Source organism: Halomonas sp. OfavH-34-E (assembly GCF_024124525.1).
GTDB classification, from domain to species: Bacteria; Pseudomonadota; Gammaproteobacteria; order Pseudomonadales; family Halomonadaceae; genus Halomonas; species Halomonas litopenaei.
On sequence record NZ_JAMXRY010000014.1, the window covers coordinates 49,705 to 73,084 of the forward strand.

Genomic DNA, 23,380 nt, shown 5'->3' on the forward strand with positions numbered 1-23,380 from the left:
TCGGTTCATTCGGTGTCCGGGATGGCCTCGCGCACCACGACGGCGCCGTAGTCGTTGATCGCCCGGTACCACAGTGATGACCCTGGCGCAGGCCTCGTCTGCAGTGACCAGCTTGCCTCGCTGTGCGGAGCCAGCATGTCGAGGGAAAGATCATCGTGGTCGCTGAACTGCCGCCAGGCACCGCCGATCAACGACACGTGGTAGTTCGAGGGGTTGTCGCACACCAGGCGCAGGTCGGGGCCAGGCGCCAGATGCCACTGAAGATTGGCGATGGCGTCGCCGGGTTCACCGGCGAGGCCCGTCGGACGATAGAACAGTTTCAGGCGTGTCAGGATGCCTAGCTGCAGTCGGTTGGTGGTCCCCTGGGGTAGCGGTGGCACCTCCTTGATGTTGAGCCAGTAGAGCGACTCCTGGTCGGACCTTTCCACGTCGCGAATGCGCAGGATACGCAGGGTCTGACTCTCACCGGGGTCGAGACGGAATACCGATGGCGTCACCAGAAATGGCGACTCGGCGTCCCGCGCCGGGCGCCCTCCGGCGTGGCGGTCGGCCCAGGCCTGGACCAGCACCGGGACACTATCCTGGTTTTCCAGCCGGAGCGTCTGCTCCCGCTGGGCCTCCTGATAGATGACGCGGGTGCCATTGATGGTGATGCTGGCCTCGGCCTTGTGGCCTGGCAACGCCGCGATCATGAGCGCAAGACACAGACTCAGACCCAGGCCGAGGGCGTGTATCACCAGTCGCTGCCACGCCCGCATGGCAAAGGGCGAGGCGCCGGGGCCTTCTATCGCGGTCATTGGTAGACAATCTCGATATTGCCGCTGGCCTTGACGGTGCCGGCGGTTACCGTGGCGGCGGTGGACTGGTACCAGGCGCTCAGGGAAATGACCGTCGTGTCATCGCCTGCCACGATGTCCACCGGCGGGGTGCTGTCGTTGTCGGCCGCCTTGACCCAATCGTCGTTGGCGTCGTAGACGGCGATCCCCACGTCCTTGGCAGTGCTGTCGCTGGTGAGCAGGAATAGCCCGGTGACCGGATCCACCTGGGTGTCATCTCCGGTAAAGCGCACCGAGACCTTGTTGCGGCCAGTGGTGCCGGCGGCGCATTTCAGCACGAGCTGGAAGGCCTTCTGGCCTGCTCGGGTGCCGGAGGCGCCGAAGGCGCTGGTGGACACCTTGGGTAGCGTCACGGTAGTGGCGGCCGTCGGTATGGTGCAGTTGGCCGCGACGATTTCGCCGGTGAAGCTGATGGTGCCGTCGGCGGCCTGGGCCGAGGTGCCGGCAAGCAACAGAGCGACAAGGCTCAGCCGGGCGATGGAGAAGTGACGGACGGGCATCGTGGTTTCCTCTTGTTCGGGGCAGTCGGCTTTTCACGGCGGTGGAGAAGGCCTGTGTGAGGGGATCGGGGAAAGGCTATTAGAAAAAGTAAAATTAGATTTGACGTAAATCAGTGCAGCGACGAACGAAGGCTGCAAGCGCTCGTTGTGGTCAATATGGCGTTCGGGTGGCAACGGTGGCGGCGTTGGGGGGCATCGAGAGGGCAATCGAGAGGTTGATCGAGAGGTTGATCGAGGGGGCGGTCGAGGGGGCGGTCGAGGGGGCCGGCGATGAGAAAAAGCCTTGCGGTGGTTCTTCTGCAACTTCGCTATGCTGTAACGGCCAACCCTGCGACGAATGGAACTCTCGAATGCCCGTTATCGGAAAACCGCTGATGCTTGTCCTGTGGCTATCGGTGGCCGTGTTGTTGACTGGATGCAGCGGCCTGCCCTCCCTGGAAGGGCGTAGCCAGACACAGCATCTGACGCTGGAGCAGGCCCGCGACACGGCGCTCGGCGAGATGCTGGCACCCTATGTGGATGCCCATCCCGGCAAGAGTGGTATCCATACACTGCGCAATCCCCACGACGCCTTTGCCGCACGACTGTTGCTGGCGGAAGCGGCAGAGCGGACCCTCGATGTCCAGTATTACATCTGGCACGACGACATCACCGGCTCGATGCTGTATCAGGCCATGCTGGACGCCGCCAATCGTGGCGTGCGCGTCCGCATGCTGCTCGATGACACCAACACCGCAGGGCTCGATGACAAGCTGGCGGCGCTGGATGCTCACCCCAATATCGAGATACGCCTGTTCAATCCCTTCGTGGTGCGCTCACCGCGGTTTATCGGCTACCTGACCGACTTTTCCCGGGCCAATCGGCGCATGCACAACAAGTCACTGACGGTGGACAACCAGGCCACCATCATCGGCGGGCGCAATATCGGCGACGAGTATTTCGGCGCCGGCGACAACGTGATGTTCGCCGATCTCGATGTCGTCGCCGTGGGGCCGGTGGTCGAGCAGGTCTCTGAAGACTTCGATCTGTACTGGGCCAGCCAGTCCTCCTACCCGGCCAGTCGGGTGCTCGACTCGGCGGGGCGCCAGGGGCTGGCACGCTTCGAGCAGGCCTCGGCGGAAATCGTCCGTACCCCTGATTCGCTGGAGTACCGGCAGGCGCTGGATGAAAGCCAGTTCATCGAGTCGATCGAGGACGGTAGCCTTGAGCTGGTCTGGGCCAACACCAGAATGGTCAGCGACGATCCGGCCAAGGGCCTGGGCCTGGCCGCCGATGAAGACCTGCTGACCGGACGCATACGTGGCCTGCTGGGGCCGCCCCGGGACAGCGTGCATCTGGTGTCGCCGTATTTTGTGCCGGTAGAGAAGGGCACTCGCATGTTCGCCGATCTAGAGGCGCGCGGCGTGGAGGTGACCATTCTGACCAACGCACTGGAGGCGACCGATGTGGCCGCGGTGCACGCCGGCTACGCCAAGCGGCGACGCGAGCTGTTGGAGGCTGGCGTCCGGTTGTTCGAGCTCAAGCGGGCGCCAGATGCGCCGGGGCGCAGCGAATCTGCCGGCCCCTTCGGCAGCTCGGGTGCCAGCCTGCACGCCAAGACCTTCGCCGTGGACGGCGATCGGCTGTTCGTCGGCTCGTTCAATTTCGACCCACGCTCAGCGCGACTGAATACCGAACTCGGCTTTATCATCGAGAGTCCGGAGCTCGCTCAGGAAATGCAGCGGGTGTTCAATACCGACGTGCTCGACAACGCCTACGAGGTCAAGCTGGACGAAGACGGCAGCATGATCTGGCTGGAGCGCACGCCGCAAGGGGTAGTGCAGTACGACGGCGAGCCCAACGTGGGCATCTTCCGCCGGGCGGCGGTAACCTTGATCTCGGTGCTGCCGGTGGAGTGGATGCTTTAGCGTCCCGAGCGGCAAGTGCCGAGATGCCAGGACAAGACTCGGCTCGACACGGCTCGATACAAAGACAGGACGGCCAGCATTGCGCTGGCCGTCCTGGTGTTATCTGGGGGAACAGGACGGGCTCTGATGCAAGTGGCGAAAGTCACCAACGCTGGCCAAGGGCCTGGCAGGAGCCAGTCTCAGGTGTCCTTGGAAAACGCCTCGAACAGTTCCTGGCCTGTCAGATTGCGGGTGTCGTTGCCGAAGTGGTACCAGTGGGGCTTCTCGTCGATGAAGATCTGGAGGTCGAACCGCCAGGCTTCTCCGCTGTCGATCAGGCCAACGGGCACCGAAGTGTGCTCGCCGTTCTTCAATCGGTAGAACAGGTGGGTGCCGCAGTGGCGACAGAAGGCACGCTCGGCCCAGTCGGACGATGAATAGAAGGTGACAGCCTCTTCGCCTTCGAGCGTCAGCTGACTGACCGACTCCAGTGCCAACAGCGGGCCGCCGCCCCAGGTTCGACACATCTGGCAGTGGCAGGCGCCGACGCTCTGCTGTTCAAGTGCTACCTTGAGTGTCACCGCACCGCACAGGCAGGTACCGCTCAGGCGCATGGCTTGGTCTGCTGTCGCGTTCATGGACCGTGCTCTCGTCAGTGGGGGCTACTCCCCAAGACTAGCAGAACTGTGCTGGATGACCGCCTTGAAGAAGGGGGTGAAGGCGGGGGCTTGAAGGCGGGGGCGTCAGCCCCCGCTTGCAGTGCCAGGCTTTATACGAAGAGCCAGCGAGCGATGGTTAGACAAGGCAAAAATCGGTGAGAAAGCGCAGTTTACCGGGTGTAAATGAGCATGTTGACCGGGCTGGCGCACCAGCCGGTTTTTAACGCCGTATTACCGAGCGCAGGCACTTTTCGTACAAGCCTTAGAGCCTGGCCAGTACCGTCTCGGCACTGGACGCCTCGATCACGCCGCGTTCGGTGTCGACGCCCAGATACTCGACCACGCCGTCGTTGACGATCATCGCGTAGCGCAGGCTGCGCACGCCCATGCCTGCGGTACTGGCATCCTTGTCCATGCCGATGGCTCGGGTGAAATCGGCGTTACCGTCGGCCAGCATGGTGATCGCTTCGGCGTTCTGGTCCTTCTGCCAGGCGCCCATGACGAAGGCGTCGTTGACCGCCAGACAGGCGACCGCGTCAGCCTTTTCCAGCAGCTTGTCGGTGTTGACCACGAAGCCGGGCATATGGGTGTTGGAACAGCCTGGAGTGAAGGCGCCGGGGACAGCGAACAGCACCACCTTGCGTCCCGAAAAGAAGGCGTCGGTGGTCAGTGACTCTGGACCCTTGTCGCCGTTGGTAAAGAGGGTCACGTCGGGCAGGCGTTCGCCGGTAGCAATGGTCATGAGGTCTCCATCAGGGTGTGGTGAAATCGCGTCGGTGATGGTGGTGTCCGAAGAGTGAAGACGCTCACTCTTCCAGCGGTGGCGTGGGACGCACCAGAATCTCGTTGACGTCGACATGGTGAGGCTGGGAGATGGCGTACATCACGGCGTTGGCGACGTCGCGATCTTCCAGAGCATGTTCCGGTGGTTCATCGAAGAAGGGGGTGTTGACCATGCCGGGCTCGATGAGCGTGACTCGGATCCCGCTGCCGCGCAGTTCCTCGCGCAGGTTGTAGCCGATGCCGGAGACCGCCCACTTGGTGGCACCGTACATGGAGCCGGGGATGGTGGTGCGCCCCGCTGCCGAGCCGGTCAGCAGGATGTGTCCGTGGCTACGCCTGAGCTCTGGCAGGCAGGCCTGGATGGTCAGCCCCAACCCGTACACGTTGGTCATCAGCATCGACTTCCAGCTTTCCGGGTCGGCCTCGCTGAAGCCGCCGGGAGAGCCACCACGTCCGGCGTTGGCGAACACCGCGTCGAGACGACCAAAGCGCTCGAGGGTCTCGTCCACCATGGTCTTCTGGGCCTCGATGTCGGTCACGTCGACGCCGACCGTCAGCACGTTCTCCGGTCCCAGCTCCTGAGCCAGGGCCTCGAGTCCGTCCTTCGAACGGGCCGCCAGGACGAGGTGATAGCCCTCTCGAGCGGCCGCCCTGGCCGTGGCGGCCCCGATGCCGCTTGACGCTCCGGTGATCAGCAACACTCGTTCTCGCATCGCTTCCTCCTGGTCTCTCGGTGACGGGGCTTGACGGGCTATCTCTGTATGATTGATTCAGCATGCTCGTCCATTGCCTTTGTTGCAATCCTTCGGGCGGCGTCTGCGACTTTCAAGGGGCATCTTTTCCCGGATATCGGGTAGCAGAAAAGGATGAGTCCTGTCGGATATTGGCGGACGGACCTGCACGGGAGGGGCTCGTCAGGCTGGGCCCGATACGAGAAGGCCCGGCAGGATGCCGGGCCCAGGTCGTCTTGCCAGGGGTCGCAACAGCGGACTCAGCGCAGCGACAGCGCGCCCCTTGTCTCGCCTGAGGCAGCCTGTTCGTAGGCGGCGGCTTCTTCGGCTTCGACCTCGGGGCTGAAGCGCACCAGCAGCGCGCACAGCGAGGCCAGGATCACCGCCGCGCCCAGGTAGAACAGCCCCTGCTGGTAGCTGATCGATTCGGAACGGAACAGGAATCCCGCCGCCACCGCACCGGCGTTGCCGCCGGCGCCGACGATACCGGCCACCGCGCCGAGGGCGCGACGGTTGATGAAGGGCACCACGCCGAAGGTGGCGCCTTCGGCCATTTGCACGAACAGACTGAACACCAGCATCAGGCCGATGGCCAGCGCCAGTACGTGCATCTGGGAGAAGAACATCAGTGCCACGCCCTCACACAGCATGGCGATGAACAGCCAGCGTACGCGACCCTTGAGCCCGGCGTTGCGGGCGAACAGGTCAGAGAAGACCCCGCCCATGGTGCGAGCGAACAGGTTCATCAGGCCGAACAGTCCGGCGATCATGCCGGCGGTGGCCAGGGTCAGGTCGAAGTTGTCGAAGAAGTAGATGGCAGCGATGTTGTTGATGGTGAGTTCGACGCCGAAACAGGCGGCATAGACCACGAACAGCGCCCACACGCGGATATCCCGGGCGGCGGCGCCGAAGGTGCTGGACATGGAGCCTTCGCCGGAGGCTTCCGGCAGCTCGCCGCGTGCGCGCAGGTCCTTGAAGTTGCCGTCGGGCGCGTCCTGGGTGAAGCGGTAGTAGCACAGACCGGCAATGAACATCACCACACCTGGGACCACCATGGCCAGGCGCCAGCCCAGGGTCTCGCTGACGCCCAGCATCAACAGGCCAGAAAAGATCAACGGCATCAGGATCTGGGTAGTGCCACCGCCCAGGTTGCCCCAGCCGGCGGAGGTGGCGTTGGCTGTACCCACCACATTGGGCGCGAACATCACCGAGGTGTGGTACTGGGTGATGACGAAGGAGGCGCCGATCGCGCCGATGGCCAGGCGGGCCATCAGAAAGGACTCGAAGCTGTCGGCGAAACCGATGCTCATCACCGGGATGGCGCCCAGGCACAGCAGCCAGGTGTAGGCCAGGCGCGGCCCGATACGGTCACACAGGACGCCGATGGCCAGGCGCACGATTACCGTGATGGCCACCGAGGCGATGATGGTGTTGCCGATCTGGGTCTTGGTTAGTCCGAGGTCATCTCTGACCACGGCCATCAATGGCGCGATGCCGAACCAGCCGAAGAAGCACAGGTGGAAGGCGAACCAGGAGAAGTGAAAGGCTCGCATCTGGGGAGTCGAGAAGGAAAACAGGCGAATCCTGTTGGCCTTGTTGCGCAGATTCATGAACACAGCCCTCGCTGGGTGGACGAACACTCGAACTTGTGTGGCCTTCGCCATTGAAGGTCGGGTCCGACGCACTCGTACCGCTGGGGCCTGGTCTACGTCTGGCTCTCGCTAACCACTACTAAGCAAGCGGGATGCCTGTTTTTATTGAAACCTCGTTATATCAACACCTTGTGGTTTTTATTCGGAATGGCACTTCAGCAGGATCGCATCATTGCGCTGCATCATTGTGCACTCGACACCGCCCCAGTGCGCCGACTTGGTGCCAAAGGGAGAAGGTAGAGGAGCGCAGCGAAGAGAGAAGGAGCAGGAAGAGAGAAGGAACAGGAAGAGAGAAGGGAGAGAAAGAGAAAGGAGAACGACTCAAGAAGATGTGCGAACAGAACTGCGAACAGAGATGCGAACAAAAAGAGAACAAGGAGGAGCGGTCACCCGCCGCTGGCGGGTGACGCCGACGCTGGAACTTCAAGCGACGGACTCAGTCGTTGAGGGCCAGGCGCTCACTGCTGTTCGGACAGCGCAGAAAGGCCGAATTGTTGAGCCAACGCTGGTCCGGGTAGTAGGTGAACAGGTACTGATTGTCGCGAATGCTGTTGATCAAGGGTACCGCCACCTCGGTACGTACCGCCGGACAGCCGTGGCTGCGGCCGATGCGTCCGGTACGGTCGATGAACTCCTGGCTGACGTAGTCCGCACCGTGCATCACGATGGCGCGATCGAAGGCGTTGTCGTTGACCCCCGGCTCAAGACCCTCGAGTCGCAGGGAATAGCCGTTGCTGCCTACATAGCTGTTCTTGGTGCGAAACAGTCCGATGCTCGACTGGTAGCTCTCGGGCACGTTGGAGAACAGCGTGGCCATGGCGTCGCCGGAGTTCTTGCCGTGGCTCACCCATTCGCGAAACATCAGCCTGGGCTGGCGCAGGTCGAAGACCCACAGGCGGCGTTCGGTTGAAGGCAGGGAAAAGTCGATGACCGCCAGGCGCTCGGCGCCGGGGTCGGCGCAGTTGAGCGCCCGTGCGGCCAGGCGCAGTACCCCCGGGTTGGCCTTGGGGGCGAGGCGGGCCAGGGTCTGTTCGAGCGATGTGGCTGACGGCGCATTCGCCCTGACGGATGTCCTGAGAAAGTCCTGAGCGAGCACAGGCGCCGCAAAAAAGGCACTTAGGGTCAATAATAAGAGGTAACGAAAAATCGAGAGACGAGGTGATGCATTGTCATGAGAGGAGCTTCGTGACATCTCTAGGCTTCCTGTCGGTGATGTCGCGGATACGCGAACAGGCGTTACGCAAGATCAAATAACGCGATACGCTAATACACAGAGCGGAGAAACATGATCTTCGCGCACGCTAGAAAAATCAGGTCGGCTCGGCGGAACCCGATACCGACGACTCTATTATGACAATACCGCCCAGGATGGCCAGTATTGACGTCATGTTGCAGGGAGTAGGTGCCATGTTTAGCCCAAATGTTCTATTGCGACTCATGCCAAGGAGGGGCGTCGCTGTAGCGCTTTGTTATGGTCTGCTGGTTACCCCGGTCTGGGGGGCAACGGCAAGCGACGGAGGCGACGTCAGTGGCGAGGTCGCCAACGGCCAGGGGCTTGCCAGCGATGCCAGCGTCGAGCAGAACCTTCAGGATCTCGACGGGGTCGTGCCGGGTCCCCTGGCCAACGAGTTGGTCGGCGCCTCCGAGATGGCGCAGCGATTCTACAGTCTGCGTGGCCAGCGTCCGGTGTGGACCGACATGGGCCGCGTGGAGGCCCTTGCCGACGGACTCAGGACGCTCGAGGACGATGGGCTCTCACCCTCGGACTATGCGCCCGACGCGCTGCTTGGCCAGGCCAGGGGGGCCGATCTCGAGACCCCCGGAGGCTTCGAGCTCGAGGCCACCGAAACGCTGCTGACCGCCATGGCCCACCTGCAACGTGGCAAGGTGGATCCACACCGCATCGACAGTGACTGGGAGGTCGATATTGCGCCACCGACGTTCGATCTGGTGGCGTTGTCGCGTGCCTTGGACGACGGCGATGTCGAGGCTGCGCTGGCGCTGGCACGGCCTCCTTTCGAGCCGTATCGTCAGCTAAGGGCCGCCCTGGCACGCTATCGCAACATCGAACGTCTGGGGGGCTGGCCACTGCTGCCGAGTCGCGAGACGCCGCTGCGTCCCGGCGATCAGGACACCGACGTCGCGCTGTTGCGCCAGCGCCTGGCGATGATCGGTGAACTGGAAGTGATGTCCGCCGACACCGGCCACTACCCGCACGTGGAACTCGAGGCCCCCGAAGCTGAGGTGTACGACAGCACCCTGGCCGAGGCGGTACGCCGTTTTCAGCGCCGCCACCTGCTCGCCGACGATGGGGTGGTCGGACCCAATACCCAGACCGCCCTCAATCTTCCGGTGGGCTTTCGCATCGATCAGATCCGCGCCAACCTGGAGCGTGCCCGCTGGCTGCTGCATGGCCTGCCGGACTCTTTCGTGCTGGTCGATATCGCCGGTTATCGGCTCAGCTACTTCCGCCCCGACGGCGACGTCTGGCGCTCACGTATCGTCGTCGGCCAACCCTACCGGCGCACGCCGACATTGCGTTCGGAGATTACCCACCTGACCCTCAACCCCACCTGGACGGTGCCGCCCACGATCTATCGTGAGGACATTCTGCCTCGAGTGAAGCGCGATCCGGGGTATCTGGCCAGCCGTGACATGGTGGCGTTATCACCCTCCGGCAAGCGCGTTGATCCCTATTCGGTCAACTGGTCGAGCCCCGGCGGGGTGATGCTGCGCCAGGGGGCCGGGCCTCGCAACCCCTTGGGGAGGGTCGTGATCCGTTTTCCCAATGACCACCTGGTCTACCTGCACGACACCCCGTCGCGAGGGCTGTTCAACCGTACTCAGCGTGCGCTGAGCTCAGGCTGTATCCGCGTGGAAGGGGTGGCGGAGCTGGCCCAGCTGTTGTTCGACGACTCGGACACCTCCGCCAACGTCGGCCGCCTGATCAACGACGGCAAGACCCGCAACGTGCGTCTGGATCGGCGCATTCCGGTGGTGCTCAACTACTGGACGGTGCAACCCGAGACCGACGGCCACCTGGCCTTTCGTCCCGATATCTACGACCGCGACCAGGCGGTGGTAACGGCGCTGGATGCCCCGGTCATCCTGTAACAGGCCTGGAGTATCCACGACGCCGCTCTCGCAAGCGGCGTCGTGCCTTGTGAGGGGGAGGGGCGGGCCTGTCAGTTTCGCGTTGTACAACGCTGTCTGGCTGGCGCATTATTTGCCTGCGAACCAAGCGCTTTTCAGACAAGATCAAACAACAACGACATGGAATGAGGCGAAGTCATGCAACGATGGATGGCGGTGGCAGCACTAGGCATGGTCAGTACCGGTGTCTGGGCGCAGGATGACGACAAGCTGTTTCTGTTCAACTGGACCGAGTACATGGACCCGGCGCTGGTCGAGGCCTTCGAGCAGGAGTTCGGGGTGGAGGTGGTGCAGAACTACTTCACCTCAAACGCCGAGATGTTCTCCAAGCTGGCCGCCGGTGGTGACGCTCAATACGACGTGGTGGTGCCCACCGACTACTACGTCACCCGACTGATCGACGCCGGCCTGGTGAGGGAGCTCGACGACCCGCGCATCCAGCAGGGGCGAGAGGATCTGATGGAAGCCTTCCGTCAGCCGCCCTATGACCCCGAAGAGCGCTACAGCGTGCCCTACCTGTGGGGCGTTACCGGTATCGTCTACGACACCAGCACCTTCGACGAGCTGCCGCACTCCTGGAGCGTGCTGTTCGACCCCGAGATCAATCCCGACCAGCCCTTCGCGCTGCTGGGTGGCGATCCCCAGGTATCACTCGGCATGGCCTGCGCCTACCAGGGAGCTGGGTTCGACTGCGTCGGTCAGGAGGCCTGGATCAACGCCGCCAAGCTGGTCAGCCAGACCCTGGAGCGGGGCAACTTCACCGGCTTCGTCGACAGTACCGCGGCGGTGGAGCAGGTGGCCCGAGGCGTCAGCGCAGTGGCGGTGACCTACAGCGGCGACGTGGACTACCGCAAGGCCGATTCTCCCGAGATCTATGGTGATCTGGCCTTCTTCGCCCCCGAGGAAGGCGCCCAGCTCGGCATGGACACCTTCGTGGTGCCGGCGAGAGCCCCTCATCCGCAGCTGGCCCAGGACTTCATCAGCTTCATGATGCGTCCGGAAAATGCCGCCAAGGCGGCGAACTATGCCTACTACAGAACCCCCAACGAGGCCGCCCTGCCGATGGTCGACGAGGCGCTGCGAGAGGCCTCCAGGCTCGATCCCGAGACCAGCGGTCACCTGGTGACCACGCCGCTGATCGAGGGGGAATCGCTGACCATGCTGCAGCAGCTATGGACCGAGGTGCGTTCACGTTGAGGTAGCCGTCCGGTCAAGGAATGGCGGTAAAAAAGCGGCCAGGCGACCCTTTCAGGGTAGCCTGGCCGCTCGCTTTTGCGCGGACGTCACCGCGCAAGGGGGCTCACCTCGGTGGACGTCAGCTCTTCAGCTGGTTGCCCACCGGCAGCTCCCGGATGCGCTTGCCGGAGGCGGCGAAGATGGCGTTGGTCAGGGCCGGCGCCACCGGGGGAAGCCCTGGCTCACCCACGCCGCCCATCGGCGCATCGGGATTGTCGACCAGATGGACACGCACCTCACGCGGGGCGTTGGCCTGGCGTGGCAGCAGGTACTGGTGGAAGTTGTCCTGTTCGATGCGACCGCCGCTTGCGCTGATCTCGTTCAGCAGGCCGATGCCGATGCCCATCACCACCGAGCCCTCCATCTGTGCACGGATGCGCTCGGGGTTGACCCTGGGGCCGCAGTCGAAGGCCACGTCCGCCTGGTGGACGATCACACTGCCCTGATCGTTGACCTCCACGTCCAGCACGATGGCGGTGTAGGAGCAGAAGCTGTGATGCACCGCCAGGCCCTGGCCGCGGCCTTCTGGCAACGACTTGCCCCAGTCGGCTTCCTCGGTCGCCCGCTCGATGACGCCACGCAGGCGACCGACATCGATGGTATAGCGCTCCGGGTCCTCGCCGTAGTTCCAGGTGGCGCCGACGGCCAGCGGGTCGATCTCGCGCGCCGGCCCCAGAAGTTCCAGCAGGTAGTCGCGATGATCGCGTCCGGCGGCTGCGGCGAGTTCGGCAACGAAGCTCTGGATGGCAAAGGCGTGGGGCAGGTTGACCACCGAGCGGAACCAGCCGATGCGCTTGTGCGCCGGGGCCTCGCCGTTTTCCAGCGATAGCGCGGGAATGTCGAAGGGCAGGGGCGTCAGGCCCATGCCGAGTTCGTAGGTCGCCTTGTACCTGGGGTCGTCCTGGAAGATCGACATGATGGTCGGCGCCAGGGTGCGATGACGCCAGCCCTGGACCTTGCCGTCGCTGCCAAGACCGGCTTCCAGGCGGTCCACCGACAGCGCGTGGAAGTAGGTGTGGTGAAGGTCGTCCTCGCGGGTCCACTGAAGCTGCACCGGGCGGCCGTCGAGGGCACGACTCAGGTGCGCCGCCTCCACCACGAAGTCGGGCTTGGCCTTGCGCCCGAAGCCGCCGCCCAGCAGCGTCTGGTTGACCTTGACGCTGGCGCCGTCGATGCCGAGCTGCTCGGCGACCTGGTCGCGGGCGCTCTGCGGGTCCTGCACCGGCGCCCAGGTCTCGGCACCGTCTGCGCTTACCCGGGCGATGGCCACCGGTGGTTCCATGGTGGCATGGGCCAGGTGAGGCATGTAGTAGGTGGCGCTGTGGCGGGACTCGGCGTCGGCCAGCGCCGCCTCGATATCGCCGCTGGCTCTGAGCACCTTGCCGGGGGAATCGGCGCGCTGCTCGAGCATCTCGCGGTAGCTTTTGGTGTCGTAGCCGGCGTTGGCGTCGAGCCCTTCGGTATTCCACTGGATCTTGAGCGCCTTGCGTCCTTCGATGGCCGCCCAGGTGTTGTCGGCGATCACCCCCACGCCGCCGAGCGGGTGGAAGGACGACGGCTGGGAGGTGCCCTCGAGCCTGACGGTCTTGATCACCCCGGGAATCTTGAGCGTCTCGCTGTCATCGACGCTGGCGACGCTTGCACCCAGCACATCGGGGCGCGCGATCACCGCGTAGGCCATGTTCGGCAGGCGCATGTCGCCGCCGTAGACGGCCTTGCCGCTGACGATGTCCTCACCATCCACCGCAGGGGCGCGCTCGAGGTTGCCGTTATCACTGTCGTGGCTGGGGCCGAGGGACTTGCCGATCAGTCGCCATTCGCTTTCTGGCTTGAGCGAGAGGGTGTCTCGAGAGGGGATATCGAGCTCCCTGGCCGCCGCCGCCAGCTCGCCGAAGCCGAGTTCGCGCCCGCTAGGCGTGTGGACGATGACGTGGACGCCGGCCTGGCATTCGTCTACAGGTACGTCCCAGCGCTGGGCGGCGGCCTGTTCCAGCATCCGACGGGCCGACGCGGCGGCCCGCCGCATGGGATCGAACCAGTGGCGCATGCTGCGCGAGCCGTCGGTGTCCTGGTTGCCGTAGGTGTCGGAATCCCCCGGTGCCTGGGTAGCCTTGACCTTGCTCCAGTCGGCACCCAGCTCATCGGCGGCCACCATCACCAGGCTGGTACGGATGCCCTGGCCCATCTCGGCGCGATGGTTGGTCACGGTGACGCTGCCGTCCTCGTCGATCTGGATGAACACGTTGGGATTGTCGACCCAGCCGTAGGCCATGCCGGCGGCGCCGTACTGCTTGTCCTCGGCGGCGGCGGCCAGGTCCCAGCGGGCGGCTACCACCAGCGCGCTTCCGGCGGCCAGTCCCTGGAGAAAGCGTCTGCGGCTGACGTTGGCCAGCAGCAGCGTATCGACGGTACGGTTCATGCCTGCTCCTCCTGTCCGGCTGCACGATGGATCGCGGTACGGATCCGGTTGTAGGTGCCGCAGCGGCAGATGTTGCCCCCCATGGCGCTGGCGATGTCATCGTCGCTGGGGTTGGCGTTGTCCTTGAGGAAGGCGGTTGCGCTCATGATCTGGCCGGCCTGGCAGTAGCCGCACTGGGCCACGCCGACATCCAGCCATGCCTCCTGCACCTTGCTGCCGACAGCGTCGGTGGCCATGGCCTCGATGGTGGTCACGCGCTTGCCCGCGGCCGCCGCTACCGGCGTGACGCAGGAGCGCACGGCGGCGCCGTCCAGGTGAACGGTGCAGGCGCCACACAGCCCCATGCCGCAGCCAAACTTGGTGCCGGTCAGATTCACCACATCGCGCAGCGCCCACAGCAGCGGCATCTGCTCGGGCACGTCCAGTTCATGCTGCTGGTCGTTGATCGTCAGGGTTATCACCGTTCACCTCCTGGTGCTTGTTGTTGTCGATGCGCTCTTTGTTGGCGCTGTGCTCTTTGTTGGCGCTGCGCTCTTTAGTGTCGATGCGCTTGCGATATCGCTGCGCTCTTCACTGGCGCCGCACTGGTCGTTGTCGCCATGTTTGCCGTTGCCTTAGCGTGTCACGGTCGAGGCTTTGCCCCTGCAGCTGATCATAGGCAATTTACCTGCAACTTATTGTTCCACTTTGGGCCGAAGTCGGCGCCCTTGGCTAAGCGTACTTAGGTGCACGAGTGCCGTAGCACGGCCTCGGCTCTGCCGACCGAAAACGCCAGCGGGGAGAAGGGGCCAAAGGAATGCGCGAGCGCAAGATCGGTAACAATGCGACTGGCAGAAAATCGACAGGTGGGGAGAAGAGACAGGAGGGGAAAGAGGTTAGGGACACGCCACCCGAAGGCGGGTGGCGTGAAGGATCGATCAGTTCTGGTCGACGCGATCCTTGGCGGCGCTGAAGCCCATCAGCGACACGTTGAGGTCCTGACGCTGGCCGCGCGGGTTGACGATGCTGACGGTGGCGGTGCTGCCGGCCTTCAACTGGTTGAGCAGTTGCGGCTGCAGCGGGATGTCGGCACGGCAGCCCTGGGGCACACACACCTGGTAGGGCATGCCCACCGGCTCATTGGTATCGACCTTGAGCTGCAGGCCTGGGGCCAGACGTACGCCCAGCGGAACCAGGAAGGTCATGGCAGAACCGTCCAGCTGAGCAGGGTTGCCGACCACGACCCGAAGGACCGGCTCGCCATCGGCACCATTGACCAGCTGGGTCATGGAGCAGGAGCCGTCGGACGGGTTGACCGGGCAGTTGACCTCCCAGGACTGGAAGGTTTCGGTGTTGACGGCGGGTCCGGCATTACCGGTGCTCTGGGCGAAGGTCAGCGGCGACAGCGCCAGCAGGCTCAGCACACCGGCGGCACGCAGGCCGGACGCAAGGCGATTGAACATAAACGGCAGGCTCCTTTCCAAATCCATTGGCAGACAAAGGCTCGGGGCATAGTTCAACACGGAATGGGGCCTGTTGGCGACTGTCGCGAGGGGTTAAGGGCACTGACCACGGCGCCATGTCGGATTTTCTCTTTTTCCCAGCCCAGCCCAACCCAGCCCAGCCCAGCCCAGCCCAACCCAACCCAACCCAACCCAACCCAACCCAACCCAACCCAACCCTACACAAGACCCGGTCGACCTCTGATAGCGTGGAAGCAGGAGCGACTGCGGGATCGATCGAGAGATCGACAGCGGGATCGACTAGGCGCTGTCCGAAAAGTCGACGAGCGAAGGTTAGACAAGGCAAAAATCGGTGAGACAGCGCAGTTTACGGGGTGTAAATGAGCATTTTGATCCGATTTTTAACGCCGTATTACCGAGCGCAGGCACTTTTCAGACAAGCCCTAGAGTGGGGCGAGATCCTCGTAGCTCGCCTCCAGCACGATCCCGAAGTGCTCTTCAAGCGCCGCCAGATAGGCCGCGCCCGGGGGCAGGAGCTGTTCGCTTGTCGTGTCCCCGCGTCGGATCTTCAGCGTGAAGTCGGAAAGGCTGATCTGGCCTTCGGGGGTGGCCAGCGCGGCCATGCGCGAGGTGGTGAAGTGCAGGCCTGGCCAGGTGGAGGTGAAGTGATTGGCCATCTGAATATCACCTTCGCAGACCGTGGTGAAATCGACGCTATAGAGGTCGACCCACTGGGCTCCCATCAATGATTGCAGCATGATCCCGTAGCGAGCGTTCTCCACCAGTCGTAGTGTCTGGTCTCCGATGTGGAGCGGGGTGTCCGGGGTCAGCGGGATCGGGGCCCGGGGCGTATTGGTGCCGAAGCCGGCGTCGACCAGCCATTGGCGTTTGTCCAGCGTCACCAGCGATACCTGATGACTGCGCCCGGTGGGGGTTCCCGACAGATGCACACGTCCCAACAGGGCCCTGGCCTCGAATCCGAAGGCCTCAAGTGCCATCAGCAACAGGCCGTTGAGCTCGAAGCAGTAGCCGCCCCGGCGTTGACCGATGAGCTTGGCCAGAATGCCCTGAGCACTGACATCCACGCCGCAGCCCAGGCAGATATCGAAGTTCTCGAAGGGCAGCGAGGTGAGCTGGGCGCGATGCAGCGCGCGCAAGCACTCGGCAGACACCTCGACGGGTTGCACAAGGCCGATACGCTCAAGGTATTGGTCGCAGGGAAAGTCCGAGAGGGGCATGGGCGGTTACGCGTAGCAAAGTTCGGTTTAGCCTAGTGCGAGGGCAGCGGCCTTGCCAGCCTTCGCGCGTCGTCACCACGCATGCGGACAGGCTCGGTCGCTTGCCTGCCTGCCCGGCACAGCGCAACAGCCGTGCTAGGATGACCGATCCTTTTTCGATCGCTTGGGGGCTTGGCATGGAGGAGATGGGGCTGCGATGGCTCGCCGGGCAGGCCGTCAGCCTGGTGGCGCTCACGCTCTGTGTGATCGGCTTCGCCAGCCGGCATGACGACAAGCTGTTGGTATTGCTGCTGGGAGCCAACCTGGCCTTCGCGACCCAGTTTGCCCTGCTGGGGAGCTGGGTAGCCGCGTCGATCTCGGCCCTGATCATCCTGCGCATCGCTCTGGCGCGACGCTTTCCCGGCAATCTGGCGATCATGCTTGGCATGTTGCTCGCCACCTTGCTGGTAGCGGCGCTGACCTGGAGCGATGCGCGTGATCTTCCTGCCCTGGCGGCAGGGCTGCTTGGCACCTTTGCCATGTTCATGCTCAGAGGGGTGGCGATGCGTCTGGTACTGGCCGGCGCCGCCTTCTGCTGGATCATCAGCAATCTGCTGGCAGGTTCGCTGGGTGGCACTCTGGCCGAGACGCTGATCTTCGCCACCAACATCATCACCATCGTGCGCCTGAGGCGCCAGGCCTCGGTCGCCGCCCACTGATACTGGCGCCTGCCGTCGATTCCTTGTGGTGGACGCGAAACGGTCACGGAATTGACATCCTTGTCTCGTATATATGAAATTCCATATATCCTGAGGCGCCCCCGATGACGATGTCACAAGAGTCCCGCAAGCAACGCGTGCTGTTTCTGTGTCACGCCAATTCCGCTCGCTCGCTGATGGGCGAGGCGCTGCTGCGCCACCTGGCCGGTGATCGCTTCGATGCCTTCAGCGCCGGTACCGAGCCGGACGAGCCGCATCAGAAGACGCTGGCCGCGCTCAAGGAGCAGTCCATCAGCACCGAGGGGCTCGCCAGTCAGTCCCTCGACAGCTTTGAGGGACAGCACTTCGATGCCGTCATCGTGCTTTGCGACAAGGCCCAGGAAACCTGTCGCGACTGGGAGGGCAGTCGCGACGAGCATCTCTATTGGGATATCCGCGATCCCCGTGGCATCGAGCGTGACAACGCCTACGCCCAGGCGCTTCAGGAAATCCGCGTGCGCCTGATGCTGTGGCTGCAGATCAAGGATCGTGATCGCGCCCGCCACCTGGCCGACGATTGATGGCGCAACCCTCTGTCGGCAGAGCCTGGCGGGTGCCGAGGCGCGATACTCACTTTCTAAAGCGAGACTTTCATGACACTACGTATCGGTATCAATGGTTTCGGACGGATCGGCCGCCTGGTGGTTCGCAGTCTGTGGCCGCGTATCGCCGCCGGGGAGGTCGACCTGGTTCGCGTCAACGATCCCGGTGGTGACGCCGCCACCTTCGCCCACCTGCTGGAGTTCGATTCGGTGCACGGCCACTTTTCGCCTGAGGGCGGGATCAATGGCGAGGGCGAGCAGCTGAACCTCGACGGTCGCGCGGTGGCCTTCAGCGGAGCAAGCGTTCCGGCCGACGCGGACTGGTCCGGCTGCGACGTGGTGATCGAATGCTCTGGCAAGCACAAGACCCTGGACAGGCTTCAGGCCTATCTCGACCAGGGCGTGCAGCGCGTCGTGGTCAGCGCGCCGGTCAAGGAGGAGGGCGTGCTCAACGTGGTCATGGGGGTCAACGACGATCTCTACGAGCCCGAGCGTCACCGCATCGTCACCGCCGCCAGTTGCACCACCAACTGTCTGGCCCCGGTGGTCAAGGTGATTCAACAGCGTTTCGGTATCCGTCATGGCTCCATGACCACGGTGCATGACATCACCAACACCCAGACCATCCTCGACGCGCCTCACAAGGACCTGCGTCGGGCGCGGGCCTGTGGCATGAGCCTGATCCCGACCACGACCGGGTCGGCCAAGGCGATCACCGCGATCTTTCCCGAGCTCGAGGGCAAGCTCAATGGCCACGCCATACGCGTGCCGCTGGCCAATGCCTCGCTCACCGACATGGTCTTCGAACTTGAACGCGAGGTGACGGTGGATGAGGTCAACGCCGCCCTGCGCGAGGCCGCCGAAGGGGAGCTTGCCGGCATTCTCGGCTACGAGGAGCGCCCGCTGGTGTCCATCGATTACCGCACCGACCCGCGCAGCTCGATCATCGATGCGCTGTCGACCATGGTGGTCAACGCCACCCAGCTCAAGCTATACGCCTGGTACGACAACGAGTGGGGCTACGCCAACCGCACCGCAGAGCTGGCGCTGAAGGTGGGTCGTGGCTGAATCGTTGATGGCGCGGGTGAAGGCGCTGCCCTTCGAAATCCGCCAGTACCTGCTGATCACCGGCAACTACTGGGCCTTTACCGTTACCGACGGCGCCCTGCGCATGCTGGTGGTGCTGCACTTCCACCAGTTGGGCTATTCGCCCCTCGAGGTGGCGATGCTGTTCCTGTTCTACGAAGCCTTCGGGGTGATCACCAACCTGGTGGGGGGCTGGCTCGGGGCACGGCTGGGGCTCAATCGCACCATGAACCTGGGACTCGCTCTGCAGATCGTGGCGCTGGCCATGCTGATGGTGCCGTCCTCGGCGCTGAGCGTGGCCTGGGTCATGGCGGCCCAGGCATTGTCGGGCATCGCCAAGGACCTCAACAAGATGAGTGCCAAGAGCGCGGTCAAGGTACTGGTGCCCGCCGAGAGTGCCTCGGCAAACTCCACCCTGTATCGCTGGGTGGCGATCCTGACCGGCTCCAAGAACGCGCTGAAGGGAGCCGGTTTCTTCCTCGGCGGCCTGCTGCTGACGCTGATCGGCTTTCGTGGTGCGGTCATCGTCATGGCGGTGATGCTGCTGGCGGTGCTGGTCCTCTCGCTGGTTCGCCTCAAGGCCGATCTGGGGCGCGCGAAGCGCAAGCCCAAGTTCTCCGAGATATTTTCCAAGTCCCGCGCGATCAATGTCCTGTCGGCCGCGCGCCTGTGTCTGTTTGCCTCCCGGGATGTCTGGTTCGTGGTGGCCTTGCCGGTGTTTCTCTATGACCAGCATGGCTGGAGCCACTGGACGGTGGGCGGGCTGCTGGCGATCTGGGTGATCGGCTACGGGGGTGTCCAGACCCAGGCGCCCCGGCTGACCTCGCTGATGGCAGGAAGCCAGCGACGCACGACGGTATTCTGGGCGCTGGCCCTGGCGGGGCTGCCAGCCCTGCTGGCGGTGCTGCCGCTGGCTCAGGTGGGCTGGCTGGTGGTAGGCCTGTTGCTGTTCGGGGTGCTGTTCGCCATCAATTCGAGCTGGCACAGCTACCTGATCGTGCACTACGCCCGCGCCGAGGGTGCCTCCATGGACGTGGGCTTCTATTACATGGCCAACGCCATGGGGCGCCTGCTCGGCACCTTGCTGTCGGGCTGGCTGTATCAAAGCCAGGGGCTGTCGGCCTGCCTGTGGGTGTCGGCGGCGCTGGTGCTGGCCAGCGCCCTGATGGCACTGGCCTTGCCCGGCGATGGTCAGCCTGAGCCCGCAGCCGCTGACGACGAGGCAAGGCCCGCTTAGGGCTTGTCTGAAAAGTGCCTACGCTCGGTAATACGGCGTTAAAAATCGGATCAACATGCTCATTTACACCCCGTAAACTGCGCTGTCTCACCGATTTTTGCCTTGTCTAACCTTCGCTCGCCGACTTTTCGGACAGAGCCTAGGATAGTCGGCCCGCGGAGGAACCCCGTGGCGCTGAACGAAGAAAGCCGCTGCCCAGGGAAAAAAGATGAACAGGCAAAGATGAACAGGAAACGCCGATGATGTCGCTGGACCCGTTACGCCTCTACAAGTGCCTGTCGGAAGAGACGCGCCTGTCGATCATGCTGTTGCTGCTGCGGGAAGGAGAGCTCTGCGTCTGCGAAATGACCGCGGTGCTCGAGGTGTCGCAACCCAAGGTGTCACGCCACCTGGCAGAGCTGCGTCGCTGTGGTTTGCTCCAGGATCGTCGCGATGGCCAGTGGGTCCACTACCGGCTGAGCGCCGAGCTGCCCGACTGGGCGCTCGACTGTCTCGAAGCCGGCGCCCGTGGGCGACGGGCCGAGCTCGAGGCATTGCACGAAGGACTGGCCAGGATGGGGGATCGTCCGCAGCGCTGCGAGAGCCTCTGCTGAGGCGCTGTCGCCTTCCAGGGTGACTCCGGGTCGCCTTGGCCGTGCCCTGAAAAGACGCAGGCAACTTGCCTGTATTACAAGAAGAGGGCCTACACTGAAGCTGTGCACCGGCATGTTAATTCTCATGCTAATCAATTAACATGCCGGCCACTTAAACGATTCAGCGCAAGGACCTTGGATCATGATCATCTACTCCCTCATCTTGTTGTTGGTGGGGCTTTCGCTATTGGGGGGCGGCGCATGGCTGGTCACCCTGGGTGGAAGCTGGTACTACGCCCTGGCCGGTCTGGTGCTGATCGCGGTGGGCGCCATGGCGCGCTCCCGTCGCGTGCCGGCGCAGCTGCTTTACGCCGGGCTGCTTATCGCCACGGCCGCCTGGGCCCTCTGGGAATCCGGCTACGACTGGTGGCCGCTGGCCACCCGCATGGGCCTGTTGATGCTGCTAGCCATTCCGCTGCTGTGGCCGTCGCGTGCCGGCAAGCGCCTGGGTACGGCGGTGCTGCTGCCGGTCTGGGCGGTGCTGGGTGTAGGCCTGCTGGGTAGTCTGGCGGTGGATGCCCATCGCATCGAGGGGCGACTCAACGAGGACGAGATCGTCCAGTCACCCGAGCTTGGCGATTCGCCGGAGGCGAGCTGGCACGCCTACGGTCGCAGCAACCTGGGTCAGCGCTACTCGCCGCTGGACCAGATCACCCAGGATAACGTCGGCGAACTGGAACTGGCCTGGCAGTATCAGACCGGTGACAGGAAGGGCCCTGACGACGTCGGGGAGACCACCTACGAGGCCACGCCACTCAAGGTGGGCAATGCGCTGTTTCTGTGTACGCCGCACAACTGGCTGGTGACGCTTGACGCCGATAGCGGCGAGAAGCTTTGGCAGTATGACGCCAAGGTGCCGGCGGAAAGCTCACGCCAGCACCAGACCTGTCGTGGCGTCTCCTACCTGCCGCCGGCATCCGGCGATGGCGATAGCCTCGACGTCGCGGCGGCGAGCCAGCCGGCCGAGGCGCTGGAGCCGATCCAGTGCGACGCCCAGCTGTTCATGCCGACCTCCGATGCGCGCCTGCTGGCCGTCGATCCGGCCACCGGTGCCCGCTGCGCCAACTTCGCCGACAACGGCGAACTGGACCTGATGCACAACATGCCGTTCACCCAGTCCGGCTTCTACTACTCGACCTCGCCCCCCGTGGTGGCCAATGGCCTGGTGGTGGTAGCCGGGGCGGTCAATGACAACTACGCCGTCGATTCACCCTCCGGCGTGATCCGCGCCTACGACGCCAGGACCGGCGAGCTGCGCTGGAACTGGGATTCCGGCAACCCGGACGAGACCGCGCCGATCGGCGAGGACGAGACCTACGCCACCAGTTCCCCCAACAGCTGGGCGGTGGCCAGCGCCGACGAAGAGCTGGGGCTGATCTACTTCCCGATGGGCAACCGGACCCCGGACCAGCTCGGCCACTTCCGCAGTGAGGCCGAAGAGAAGTTCGCCACCTCGGTGGTGGCGCTGCGTCTGGACAGCGGCCAGGTGGAGTGGGTCCAGCAGTTCGTCCACCACGACCTGTGGGACATGGACACCCCGGCGCAGCCGAGTCTGGTCGACCTGGAGACCGACGAGGGCATGCAGCCCGCGCTGGTGGTGCCGACCAAGCAGGGGGACGTCTACGTCCTCAACCGCGCCACCGGCGAGCCAATCTTCCCGATCACCGAGGAGCCGGCACCGCAGGGCACCATCGAAGGCGACTACGCGGCACCGACCCAGCCCAGGTCTGCCCTGAGCTTCCGTCCGCCGAAGCTGCGCGAGGCCGACATGTGGGGAGGCAGCCTGATCGACCAGATGGTCTGCCGTATCCAGTTCCGCTCGCTGCGCTACGAGGGTCAGTACACCCCGCCGTCCGAGCAGGGCACCATCGTCTTCCCTGGCAACTTCGGCGTCTTCAACTGGGGTAGCCTGGCGGTGGACCCCAAGCGCCAGGTGATGTTCGGCATGCCGCTGTATCTGGCCTTCACCAGCACTCTGGTGCCCAAGGACGGCGCCGAACTCGGCGAGACCAACCAGGGTGAGCAGGGGCTCAACGAGAACGCCGGTGCCGACTACGCGGTGGAGATGAAGCCGTTCCTGTCGCCGCTGGGCATTCCCTGCCAGCAGCCGCCCTGGGGCTACGTGGCCGGCACCGACCTGCGTACCGGTGAGGTCGCCTGGCAGCACAAGAACGGTACCATCGAAGACATGACAGCGCTGCCGCTGCCCTTCGAGATGGGGGTGCCGGGTATCGGCGGTCCGATCATCACCGACGGAGGAGTAGCCTTCCTGGCGGCGTCCGTGGACGACTACTTCCGTGCCTACGACCTGACCACCGGCGAGCAGCTGTGGGAGTCGCGGCTGCCAGCCGGCGGCCAGGCCACGCCGATGACCTACCTCAACAGCCAGGGCGAGCAGATGGTCGTGCTGGTGGCCGGGGGGCATGGCTCGATCGGCACCACCATCGGTGACTACGTGATGGCCTACAAGCTGCCGGATCAGGCGTCACAATAGGCGAGCAGGGAGGGGAGCCGAACATTCGGCTCCTGCCCTGAAACAACGCCATTGCAGCAAGAGCCCCCGTCGGATGCCCGTCGGGGGCTCTTGCTTATGTCACAAGGTGGCCGACAA

General features: G+C 64.1%; 20 protein-coding genes. 9 read left to right on the top strand and 11 right to left on the bottom strand.

Features of this window, described 5'->3' with window-relative positions; translation table 11 throughout:
* Positions 1–5 precede the first annotated feature (5 nt).
* Entirely contained in the window at positions 6–797 is a 792-nt protein-coding gene (locus NH448_RS08220) for a molecular chaperone (protein ID WP_052704486.1), read from the bottom strand.
* Positions 794–1,336 (bottom strand): fimbrial protein, encoded by a 543-nt coding sequence (locus NH448_RS08225; RefSeq protein ID WP_045994382.1) that lies wholly within the window; start codon positions 1,334–1,336, stop codon positions 794–796. The genes NH448_RS08220 and NH448_RS08225 overlap by 4 nt, the downstream gene beginning before the upstream one ends.
* A 350-nt stretch (positions 1,337–1,686) precedes the next feature.
* On the opposite strand from NH448_RS08225, the gene NH448_RS08230 reads away from it, so the two are divergent.
* Positions 1,687–3,243, top strand: a complete 1,557-nt coding sequence (locus tag NH448_RS08230; protein ID WP_231498483.1) for a phospholipase D family protein — start codon at positions 1,687–1,689, stop codon at positions 3,241–3,243.
* Positions 3,244–3,422: 179 nt separating this feature from the next.
* Here NH448_RS08230 and NH448_RS08235 read toward each other — a convergent pair whose 3' ends face one another.
* The 5 genes from NH448_RS08235 to NH448_RS08255 form a co-directional block, all read right to left on the bottom strand.
* Positions 3,423–3,860 carry a GFA family protein gene (locus NH448_RS08235; protein ID WP_045994383.1) on the bottom strand — a complete coding sequence of 146 codons (438 nt, stop codon included), beginning with the start codon at positions 3,858–3,860 and terminating at the stop codon, positions 3,423–3,425.
* A gap of 283 nt (positions 3,861–4,143) precedes the next feature.
* On the bottom strand, positions 4,144–4,623 hold the full coding sequence (locus tag NH448_RS08240; RefSeq protein ID WP_045992601.1) for a peroxiredoxin: 480 nt from the start codon (positions 4,621–4,623) through the stop codon (positions 4,144–4,146).
* A gap of 64 nt (positions 4,624–4,687) precedes the next feature.
* On the bottom strand, positions 4,688–5,377 hold the full coding sequence (locus NH448_RS08245) for an SDR family oxidoreductase (protein WP_045992600.1): 690 nt from the start codon (positions 5,375–5,377) through the stop codon (positions 4,688–4,690).
* A gap of 278 nt (positions 5,378–5,655) precedes the next feature.
* Positions 5,656–7,005, bottom strand: coding sequence for an MFS transporter (locus NH448_RS08250; RefSeq protein ID WP_045992599.1), 1,350 nt, complete (start codon positions 7,003–7,005; stop codon positions 5,656–5,658).
* Positions 7,006–7,483: 478 nt separating this feature from the next.
* Positions 7,484–8,143, bottom strand: coding sequence for a murein L,D-transpeptidase catalytic domain family protein (locus NH448_RS08255; RefSeq protein WP_342586432.1), 660 nt, complete (start codon positions 8,141–8,143; stop codon positions 7,484–7,486).
* A gap of 311 nt (positions 8,144–8,454) precedes the next feature.
* On the opposite strand from NH448_RS08255, the gene NH448_RS08260 reads away from it, so the two are divergent.
* Both NH448_RS08260 and NH448_RS08265 read left to right on the top strand, forming a co-directional pair.
* Complete coding sequence (locus NH448_RS08260) at positions 8,455–10,161, top strand: L,D-transpeptidase family protein (protein ID WP_045992597.1); 1,707 nt, start codon at positions 8,455–8,457, stop codon at positions 10,159–10,161.
* Between the two features lie 177 nt (positions 10,162–10,338).
* Positions 10,339–11,397, top strand: a complete 1,059-nt coding sequence (locus NH448_RS08265; protein WP_045992596.1) for a spermidine/putrescine ABC transporter substrate-binding protein — start codon at positions 10,339–10,341, stop codon at positions 11,395–11,397.
* 118 nt (positions 11,398–11,515) lie between these two features.
* Here NH448_RS08265 and NH448_RS08270 read toward each other — a convergent pair whose 3' ends face one another.
* The 4 genes from NH448_RS08270 to NH448_RS08285 form a co-directional block, all read right to left on the bottom strand.
* Positions 11,516–13,855 carry a molybdopterin cofactor-binding domain-containing protein gene (locus NH448_RS08270; RefSeq protein WP_045992595.1) on the bottom strand — a complete coding sequence of 780 codons (2,340 nt, stop codon included), beginning with the start codon at positions 13,853–13,855 and terminating at the stop codon, positions 11,516–11,518.
* Positions 13,852–14,316, bottom strand: a complete 465-nt coding sequence (locus NH448_RS08275) for a (2Fe-2S)-binding protein (protein WP_045992594.1) — start codon at positions 14,314–14,316, stop codon at positions 13,852–13,854. The genes NH448_RS08270 and NH448_RS08275 overlap by 4 nt, the downstream gene beginning before the upstream one ends.
* Positions 14,317–14,772: 456 nt before the next feature.
* On the bottom strand, positions 14,773–15,297 hold the full coding sequence (locus tag NH448_RS08280) for an invasion associated locus B family protein (protein WP_045992593.1): 525 nt from the start codon (positions 15,295–15,297) through the stop codon (positions 14,773–14,775).
* A gap of 443 nt (positions 15,298–15,740) precedes the next feature.
* The gene (locus tag NH448_RS08285; protein ID WP_045995109.1) at positions 15,741–16,535 is read right to left on the bottom strand and encodes an arylamine N-acetyltransferase; all 795 of its coding nucleotides are present in this window, start codon (positions 16,533–16,535) and stop codon (positions 15,741–15,743) included.
* Positions 16,536–16,675: 140 nt separating this feature from the next.
* Between NH448_RS08285 and NH448_RS08290 the strand changes: the two genes are divergently transcribed.
* From NH448_RS08290 to NH448_RS08315, 6 genes are all read left to right on the top strand, one after another.
* Complete coding sequence (locus NH448_RS08290; RefSeq protein WP_239452632.1) at positions 16,676–17,233, top strand: YgjV family protein; 558 nt, start codon at positions 16,676–16,678, stop codon at positions 17,231–17,233.
* 104 nt (positions 17,234–17,337) lie between these two features.
* Positions 17,338–17,793 (top strand): arsenate reductase ArsC, encoded by a 456-nt coding sequence (locus NH448_RS08295; protein WP_308812402.1) that lies wholly within the window; start codon positions 17,338–17,340, stop codon positions 17,791–17,793.
* Positions 17,794–17,865: 72 nt separating this feature from the next.
* Positions 17,866–18,882 (top strand): ArsJ-associated glyceraldehyde-3-phosphate dehydrogenase, encoded by a 1,017-nt coding sequence (locus NH448_RS08300; RefSeq protein ID WP_253028663.1) that lies wholly within the window; start codon positions 17,866–17,868, stop codon positions 18,880–18,882.
* Positions 18,875–20,137 carry an organoarsenical effux MFS transporter ArsJ gene (gene arsJ / locus NH448_RS08305; protein ID WP_253028664.1) on the top strand — a complete coding sequence of 421 codons (1,263 nt, stop codon included), beginning with the start codon at positions 18,875–18,877 and terminating at the stop codon, positions 20,135–20,137. The genes NH448_RS08300 and arsJ overlap by 8 nt, the downstream gene beginning before the upstream one ends.
* Before the next feature lie 239 nt (positions 20,138–20,376).
* Positions 20,377–20,730, top strand: coding sequence for a metalloregulator ArsR/SmtB family transcription factor (locus tag NH448_RS08310; protein WP_204248924.1), 354 nt, complete (start codon positions 20,377–20,379; stop codon positions 20,728–20,730).
* A gap of 181 nt (positions 20,731–20,911) precedes the next feature.
* Positions 20,912–23,263, top strand: a complete 2,352-nt coding sequence (locus NH448_RS08315) for a glucose/quinate/shikimate family membrane-bound PQQ-dependent dehydrogenase (protein ID WP_045991886.1) — start codon at positions 20,912–20,914, stop codon at positions 23,261–23,263.
* Positions 23,264–23,380 lie beyond the last annotated feature (117 nt).

Coding starts and splice junctions, on each gene's coding strand:
- NH448_RS08265 (WP_045992596.1), top strand. CDS start 10,339: ATGCAACGATGGATGGCGGTGGCAGCACTAGGCATGGTCAGTACCGGT.
- NH448_RS08270 (WP_045992595.1), bottom strand. CDS start 13,855: ATGAACCGTACCGTCGATACGCTGCTGCTGGCCAACGTCAGCCGCAGA.
- NH448_RS08285 (WP_045995109.1), bottom strand. CDS start 16,535: ATGCCCCTCTCGGACTTTCCCTGCGACCAATACCTTGAGCGTATCGGC.
- NH448_RS08240 (WP_045992601.1), bottom strand. CDS start 4,623: ATGACCATTGCTACCGGCGAACGCCTGCCCGACGTGACCCTCTTTACC.
- NH448_RS08280 (WP_045992593.1), bottom strand. CDS start 15,297: ATGTTCAATCGCCTTGCGTCCGGCCTGCGTGCCGCCGGTGTGCTGAGC.
- NH448_RS08300 (WP_253028663.1), top strand. CDS start 17,866: ATGACACTACGTATCGGTATCAATGGTTTCGGACGGATCGGCCGCCTG.
- NH448_RS08225 (WP_045994382.1), bottom strand. CDS start 1,336: ATGCCCGTCCGTCACTTCTCCATCGCCCGGCTGAGCCTTGTCGCTCTG.
- NH448_RS08230 (WP_231498483.1), top strand. CDS start 1,687: ATGCCCGTTATCGGAAAACCGCTGATGCTTGTCCTGTGGCTATCGGTG.
- NH448_RS08295 (WP_308812402.1), top strand. CDS start 17,338: ATGACGATGTCACAAGAGTCCCGCAAGCAACGCGTGCTGTTTCTGTGT.
- NH448_RS08310 (WP_204248924.1), top strand. CDS start 20,377: ATGATGTCGCTGGACCCGTTACGCCTCTACAAGTGCCTGTCGGAAGAG.
- NH448_RS08220 (WP_052704486.1), bottom strand. CDS start 797: ATGACCGCGATAGAAGGCCCCGGCGCCTCGCCCTTTGCCATGCGGGCG.
- NH448_RS08235 (WP_045994383.1), bottom strand. CDS start 3,860: ATGAACGCGACAGCAGACCAAGCCATGCGCCTGAGCGGTACCTGCCTG.
- NH448_RS08260 (WP_045992597.1), top strand. CDS start 8,455: ATGTTTAGCCCAAATGTTCTATTGCGACTCATGCCAAGGAGGGGCGTC.
- NH448_RS08245 (WP_045992600.1), bottom strand. CDS start 5,377: ATGCGAGAACGAGTGTTGCTGATCACCGGAGCGTCAAGCGGCATCGGG.
- NH448_RS08250 (WP_045992599.1), bottom strand. CDS start 7,005: ATGAATCTGCGCAACAAGGCCAACAGGATTCGCCTGTTTTCCTTCTCG.
- NH448_RS08290 (WP_239452632.1), top strand. CDS start 16,676: ATGACCGATCCTTTTTCGATCGCTTGGGGGCTTGGCATGGAGGAGATG.
- NH448_RS08315 (WP_045991886.1), top strand. CDS start 20,912: ATGATCATCTACTCCCTCATCTTGTTGTTGGTGGGGCTTTCGCTATTG.